This is a genomic window from Sphingomonas rubra (assembly GCF_900115745.1).
Classification (GTDB): domain Bacteria; phylum Pseudomonadota; class Alphaproteobacteria; order Sphingomonadales; family Sphingomonadaceae; genus Sphingomonas; species Sphingomonas rubra.
Map to the genome: position 1 here is coordinate 1 of NZ_FOXP01000022.1, position 6,524 is coordinate 6,524.

A 6,524-nucleotide genomic window follows, 5' to 3' on the forward strand; every position below is an offset into this window, starting at 1 on the left:
TAGGGCTCAGACTCATTCACAGCCAGAAGGCGACGGCGGTGGCGAGCGCTACGCCTGACAGGAAGTTGGCGGCGAGTTTGTCGTAGCGGGTGGCGACGCGGCGAAAGTCCTTGAGGCGGCAGAAGGCGTTCTCGATGAGGTGCCGGCCGCGGTAGCGGTCCTTGTCGTAGCGGATGGCTCTCTTTCGGTTGCGTCTGCCGGGGATGACCGGAATGGCGCCCGCCTCGCGCAGCGACTGGCGGAGCCGGTCGGCATCGTAGCCCTTGTCGGCCAGCAGGTAGCGCATGCGGCTGGCGCGTTCGAGGAGCGCAGGCGCTGCCTTGATGTCGCTGACGTTGCCGGACGTCAGCATCAGCGCGTAGGGACGACCGATGACGTCGGTGAGCGCATGGACCTTGGTCGTCCAGCCACCACGCGAGCGGCCGATCGCCTGGTGCGAGCGCCCCCTTTTGCGCCAAATGCGGCACGCTGCGCCTTCACGTAGGTGCTGTCGATTGCGGTGCTCCTCGTCACCGCGCCCGCGTCCACCAGCGCATCCAGCAGCTTGAGCCAGAAGCCCCGGTGCGACCAGCGGTTGAACCGGTTGTAGACCGTCGTCGAGGGCCCGTAGTCGGCCGGGCAGTCGCACCAGCGACAGCCGACCTTCAGCACATGCAGGATGCCGGAGATCACCCGCCGGTCGTCCACCCGTCGCGCTCCAGGCTGGTTCCTGGGTAGGTGCGGCTCGATCGCCGCCCACGCTTCATCCGACAACCAGAACAGCGCCATGCCCACACTCCCGTGACCCACGCCCACAGTGAATCAGGAAAGCCGCTCCGCCTCAACCCGCTGATTGGGTTTGAGCCCTAGCATTACAGTTGCGTTCTTGATCGGATATGTGCCTGTCGAGTGGCGGCTTGATGAGCGCGCCGCCAGCATGACCAGGCGATGACGTGACGCGGTTCGATACGGCGTTGAGCCAGCCTGATGACGATGCGGCGGATTTCCTGAACGGACCAGCGGATTAGGTTCGTGACCTCGTCCGGGTTCTTCTTGGGGGTGTGGTGTTGGCGCGGGTGCGGATAGCCGCCAGCATTGCGAAGGCGAGCATGACGAGCGAGACGTGCCGGTGCCAGCCATGCCAGGAGCGGGTCTCGTTGTGGTCGAGGCCGAGTTCGTTCTTGGCGGTCTCAAAGCTGTCCTCGATTGCCCAGCGATGCCCTTCCACCCCGACCAGGGTTTCGATGGTCGTGCCGGCCGGGCACCAGGTGGTGAAGAAGGCAAGATCATCACCGGCGACGTGGCGGCGGATCAACAGGCCTCTGGTCCATGTGCCAGTCGCACCCTCGACGTATTCGTCGGCTTTGAGGTCGGCGAGTTCGAAATATGCCCAGTCATGGACGCGCTCGCCCTTGGTGCCCTGACCCGCCGACAGGCGCTGCCACGCAGCAGGATCGAGGTCGGTTGCGATCTGCGCGGCGGTGCCCGCGACGACCGGCTTGTCGCCCCACGAGCCGAAGCGATGGTCGCCTTTCACGCCCAGCACATAGCCCTTGCCCGCACAGCGCAACACCTGCTCGATATCGCCAACACCGTAGACCGCATCCGCCGCGACCCAAGCGAACGGCATGCTGGCTGCGATCGCGCGTTCGATCATCTTCACCGCCAGCCCCGGCTTGGTTGCGAAAGCCGTGCCCTCGGGCACATGTGCGGCCGTCAAGCGTGCCGGATCAGCAGTCCAGTTCTTCGGCAGATACAGCGCCCGGTCGACAAAGGCGTGGCCCTTGGCTGATACATAGGCGGCGAACACGCCGATCTGGCAGTTGGTCACCTTGCCCGCCGACCCGGTATATTGGCGCCCCACGCCGCACGACGCTTTGCCCTGCTTCAGGAACCCGGTTTCGTCGATGACCAGCACCGCATCCTCAGCACCCAGGTGCTCAAGCGCGTAGTCGCGCACGATGTCGCGCAGGGCGTCCGCATCCCACCGTCCACGCCCCAGGATCGCCTGCTGCCGCCATGGTCCGGTATCGCCAGCCGCCTCGGCCCGCATCCACCCGGTCTTGCGGCGCTCGTCGCCCAGCAGACCATCCAGAAAGCTGTTCGCCGATGCCCCCACACGCGCCTGGCTGTACAATGGCCGCATCCGTGCTTTCACCTCGCGCAGCGATGATGCCCAAAGCTCCAGCGTCGCCTCAACCGATGCTCCCGTCACCAAGACCTCCTCGTCATGGTGACCCATTGATTCAGAACACGATAAAGAACGCAACTGTAATGCTAGTAAGTTTCCCCAAATAGTTGCTCAAATTTTTGTACGGCCGGTCCGCTGCCGCTTTAGCACCTCGAGTGCGCCCGCGGCCTTGGCGAGGGCAACCTCGACGGCGTGGACGTCGGCCGAGAGCGCCAGTTCGGTGCGTCCGCTCATGGCCAGCATCGCCGCGAGCACAGCGTTCGACTCGCGGGCGAGGCAGATCAGGTGATAGCCGCTTGGTCCTGCGGCCCCGCTCATCCAGTTACGTGCCGTCCGATCCGACGCCCCCGTCCACCGCATGATCGTCTTGGTAGCGCCGCCGTGACCACCAAGCTCCTGCCTTAGCGCTTCGCGGATCGCAGCCAGGTACTCGTCTTCCTTCGGACGATTGGCGCCCGGAAGTTTACTGCCGTTTTTAGGAAGCATGTTTCCGCCCTTTGCCAATTATACCGGTGGCGCAGCGACTTGCTTTACAGAGGCGACGTTCGAGCGATGATGGTGATAAAGTGGGCAGAGGGTGAAGACACCACAGCGCCTGCGCCCAAAATCAAGGCGGCGCAATATGTTCGTATGTCGACAGAGCATCAGCAATTCTCGACCGACAATCAGGTCATTGCAATTGCCAAGTTTGCGGATGACAACGGCTATGAGATTGTCAAGACCTACGCCGATGAAGGCAAGAGCGGGCTAAACCTCGGGGGCCGCGCCGGGCTGCAGCAGGTCCTTCACGACGTCGAGGTCGGACGTGCCGATTACCAAGCGCTGCTGGTCTATGATGTCAGCCGGCTCGGCCGTTTCCAGGACACCGATGAGGCAGCAACCTATGAGCTCCGGCTGCGCAGCGCGGGCATTAAGGTTGAATATGCCAGCGAGCAGTTCCGGAATGATGGGAGCATCGGCTCCTCGATCATCAAGACCGTCAAGCGGGCAATGGCTGGAGAATATAGCCGCGAGCTGTCGGTCAAGGTCTTTGCCGGCCAGTCGAACCTGATCCGCCTCGGCTTTCGCCAGGGTGGTGGGGCCGGCTTCGGCCTGCGCCGCTTGCTGGTCGACCAGAGCGGGGCACCGAAGAGCGAGCTCGGTCGCGGCGAGCAGAAGAGCATCGCCACCGATCGCATCATCCTCGTCCCCGGCCCTCCAGACGAGGTTGAGATCGTCCGCGAAGTCTATCGCCTATTCGTCAGAGAAGGGCGGTCAGAGCACCACATCGCCGCTGATTTTAATCAGCGCGGGCTAGTCACCGATCTCGGGCGGCCGTGGACACGTGGCACAGTCCATCAGCTGCTGATCAACGAAAAGTACATTGGCAACAACGTCTGGGCGCAGACCTCGTTCAAGCTGAAGCAGCGCCATGTCCGCAACGCACCGCAGGAGTGGGTGCGCTCGGACGGAGCCTTCGCCGCGATCGTCGACAAAAAGCTGTTCGACAAGGCGCAGGCGATCATCGCCGCGCGCTCCGAACGGTTGACGGCTGAGGAGATGCTCGACCGGCTGCGCTCGATCCTCGTCGGAAACGGCATGCTCTCGGGCCTGATCATCGACGAGGCCGACGGTACGCCGTCGAGCAGCGCCTATCGTAGTCGCTTCGGCAGCCTATTACGCGCTTATGCGCTGGTCGGCTTCGCCCCTAGCCACGATTACCGTTATCTCGAAACGAACCGGAAGCTTCGGCAACTTCACCCGGCGATCGTCAGCGAGGTCATCGAGGGCATCGCTGCCGCCGGCGGTCGTGTGACGGAGGATGCGACAACCGACCTGCTGACGATCAACGGCGAGTTCACCGCCTCGATCGTCGTCGTGCGCTGCTTCCAGACTGCGGCGGGGTCGTTGCGCTGGAAGCTGCGGCTGGACGCAGCGCTGAAACCCGACCTAACCGTCGCCATCCGCATGGACCCCGAGAACATCGGACCGCACGACTATTATCTGCTACCACAGCTCGACATGCACGACGCGGTGCTGCGGCTTGCCGAGTTTAATGGCTTGTCACTCGACGCTTACCGGTTCGAGACGCTGGAAACGTTCTATGCGATGGCGGCCCGCCAGCCTTGGCCCGCGGCGGCGTGAGCGGCGCCCGCCCATCGCAGCGGATCGAATGGATCGCGCTCGACCGAATCACGGTCGTCAACCCGCGCAGCCGCAACAAGAAGACGTTCAAGGAGATCACCGAGAATATTGCGCAGATTGGGCTTAAGCGACCGATAACGGTTACCCGGCGGATCGAGGCCGAAGGTCCATTTTACGATCTGGTCTGCGGCCAGGGTCGTCTGGAAGCCTATGAAGCCTTGGGGCAGGTTAAGGTCCCCGCCTTGGTTGTGTCGGCCGATGCCGAAGATTGCTTGATCGCGAGCCTTGTTGAAAATTGCGCAAGACGCCAGCACAACGCCTTTGACTTGCTTCAGGATATCGGCGGGATGCGCGAGCGCGGCCACTCAGTCGCCGAGATCGCGCGCAAGACCGGCCTCTCCGCCGAGTATGTAAACGGCGTCGCGCGCCTGATCGAGAAAGGCGAGCAGCGCCTATTGCGCTCTGTTGAATCACGTACGATCCCGATCAGCGTCGCGGTCGAGATCGCCGAGGCTGACGACCACGATGTCCAGCGCGCGCTTCAGGGTGCCTATGAGAGAGGCTTGCTGCGCGGTCGGAAGCTGCTTGCGGCGAAGCGGCTGGTGGAAGAGCGCCGTCGCCGCGGTAAAAGCCTGGCCAGTCGTGAGGCACGCCCCTCGGAAAAGCTGTCGGCTACGGCGTTAATGCGCGCCTATCAGGAGGATGCCGAGCGCAAGCGCGACATGATCCGGCGCGCGAATATGGCGAAGGACCGTCTTATGCTTATCACCGAGGCTTTACGGCGGCTGTCCAAGGACTCCTACCTCATGGAGATTATCAAGGCTGAAAAACTCGATACGATGCCGGAGAAGATTGCGGCGCGCCTCGGTAGCCGAGCTTCGGCATGAACGCGAAGCGCCCGATTATCCCGGTGCGGCTCGGTTTCGAAGAGACAACTGTTCGCGTGCCCTTCGATGCGATCATGCCGCTGCGCGAGATCACGGCGGCCGTGCGCAAGTCGGTCAAATACGGCCAGATCGCAGCATCGATCGCGGAGGTTGGTATTATTGAACCGCCGGCGTTGGCGCGCGATGCCGAGGACCCGGAGCGTTTCCATCTGCTTGACGGTCACCTTCGCGTCGAGATCCTGCGCGAGCGCGGCGAAACCGAGGTAGTCTGCCTTATCGCGATCGACGACGAAGCTTTTACCTACAACAAGCGCATCAGCCGAATGGCGACGATCCAGGAACACCGGATGATCCTGAACGCCGTCAAGAAGGGCGTGTCGGAAGAACGGCTCGCGCGGGCGCTGAACGTCAACATCCAGAACATTCGTATGAAGCGAAATCTTCTCGTCGGCATCTGCCCTGAGGTGGCTGACCTATTGCGCGACAAGCACGTGCCGCTGAACGTCTTTACTGAGCTGCGCTTCCTCAAGCCGATCCGGCAGATCGAGGCCGCGCAGGCGATGATCACGATGAACCGCTATTCGATTGCGTATGCCAAGTCGTTGGTAGCGGCGACGCCAACTGACCAGCTCGTCGAAGGCAAGGAGCGTCGCCAGCGCGGGCTATCGGAGGAGCAAATCGCGACGATGCAGCGTGAGTCCGAGAACCTCGATCGGGAACTCAAGCATATCGAGCAGGGCTATGGCTCTGACCATCTCGATCTCGTCCTGGCGACGGGTTATGTCAGCACCCTTCTCGGCAACGCACCCATAGTGCGCTATCTCGCACGGCACCACGCCGATATTCTTGCTGAGTTCCAAAAGATAGCCGATCTGCAGAAGGCTGCATAAAGCTGAGCTCGATGGCTTCCAACGGGAACTGCACAGTGCCGAAGCTACCGCGCTGCTGGTCGTACCAATTAAGACCGACCAATGTCACGACCTGAGGTGGCCCCCTAAATGACCTGACAGGATCTCGCTCTTGGATAAGAGTGAGGCATATGACTGACGGTACGACCAGGCGTTACAATGACGGCGAGGTCCTTTCCGGTGTTCAGCGCCGGAGGCGATGGACACCGGAAGAGAAGGTCCGGATCGTCGAGGAGACGTATTTGCCCGGCATGAGCGTGTCGCTCGTCGCCCGGCAGCATGGCATCAGCGGCAGCCAGGTCTTCACGTGGCGCAGGCTGATGAACCAGGGCGCGTTGACCGCCGCGGCAGCCGGCGAGGAAGTGGTGCCGGCGTCCGAGTACCGCGCCTTAGAGACGCAGGTGCGCGAGCTGCAACGGCTGCTGGGCAAGAAGG

At 62.6% G+C, this 6,524-nt stretch carries 5 protein-coding genes and 2 pseudogenes; 4 read left to right on the forward strand and 3 right to left on the reverse strand.

The genetic code is table 11. The features are described from left to right. Window positions 1-16: 16 nt before the first annotated feature. The 3 genes and pseudogenes from BM145_RS15455 to BM145_RS15865 form a co-directional block, all read right to left on the reverse strand. Window positions 17-768: pseudogene (locus BM145_RS15455) on the reverse strand (IS5 family transposase). A gap of 235 nt (window positions 769-1,003) precedes the next feature. After that, a pseudogene (locus BM145_RS15460) lies at window positions 1,004-2,211 on the reverse strand (IS701 family transposase). A gap of 70 nt (window positions 2,212-2,281) precedes the next feature. Then, window positions 2,282-2,656 carry a hypothetical protein gene (locus BM145_RS15865; protein WP_143090234.1) on the reverse strand — a complete coding sequence of 125 codons (375 nt, stop codon included), beginning with the start codon at window positions 2,654-2,656 and terminating at the stop codon, window positions 2,282-2,284. Window positions 2,657-2,722: 66 nt separating this feature from the next. Here BM145_RS15865 and BM145_RS15470 point away from each other — a divergent pair, with 66 nt between their 5' ends. From BM145_RS15470 to BM145_RS15485, 4 genes are all read left to right on the forward strand, one after another. Next, complete coding sequence (locus BM145_RS15470) at window positions 2,723-4,294, forward strand: recombinase family protein (RefSeq protein WP_342741821.1); 1,572 nt, start codon at window positions 2,723-2,725, stop codon at window positions 4,292-4,294. Continuing rightward, window positions 4,276-5,181, forward strand: a complete 906-nt coding sequence (locus tag BM145_RS15475; RefSeq protein ID WP_245739409.1) for a plasmid partitioning protein RepB C-terminal domain-containing protein — start codon at window positions 4,276-4,278, stop codon at window positions 5,179-5,181. Before BM145_RS15470 ends, BM145_RS15475 begins: the two co-directional genes overlap by 19 nt. Continuing rightward, window positions 5,178-6,071 carry a plasmid partitioning protein RepB C-terminal domain-containing protein gene (locus tag BM145_RS15480; RefSeq protein WP_093334534.1) on the forward strand — a complete coding sequence of 298 codons (894 nt, stop codon included), beginning with the start codon at window positions 5,178-5,180 and terminating at the stop codon, window positions 6,069-6,071. The genes BM145_RS15475 and BM145_RS15480 overlap by 4 nt, the downstream gene beginning before the upstream one ends. 149 nt (window positions 6,072-6,220) lie before the next feature. Beyond that, the coding region (locus BM145_RS15485; RefSeq protein ID WP_143090235.1) for a transposase at window positions 6,221-6,524 on the forward strand (304 nt) is incomplete at its 3' end.

Excerpts from the sequence above, each read along its gene's own strand:
- BM145_RS15865 (WP_143090234.1), bottom strand. The coding sequence starts at position 2,656 with ATGCTTCCTAAAAACGGCAGTAAACTTCCGGGCGCCAATCGTCCGAAG.
- BM145_RS15470 (WP_342741821.1), top strand. The coding sequence starts at position 2,723 with ATGATGGTGATAAAGTGGGCAGAGGGTGAAGACACCACAGCGCCTGCG.
- BM145_RS15480 (WP_093334534.1), top strand. The coding sequence starts at position 5,178 with ATGAACGCGAAGCGCCCGATTATCCCGGTGCGGCTCGGTTTCGAAGAG.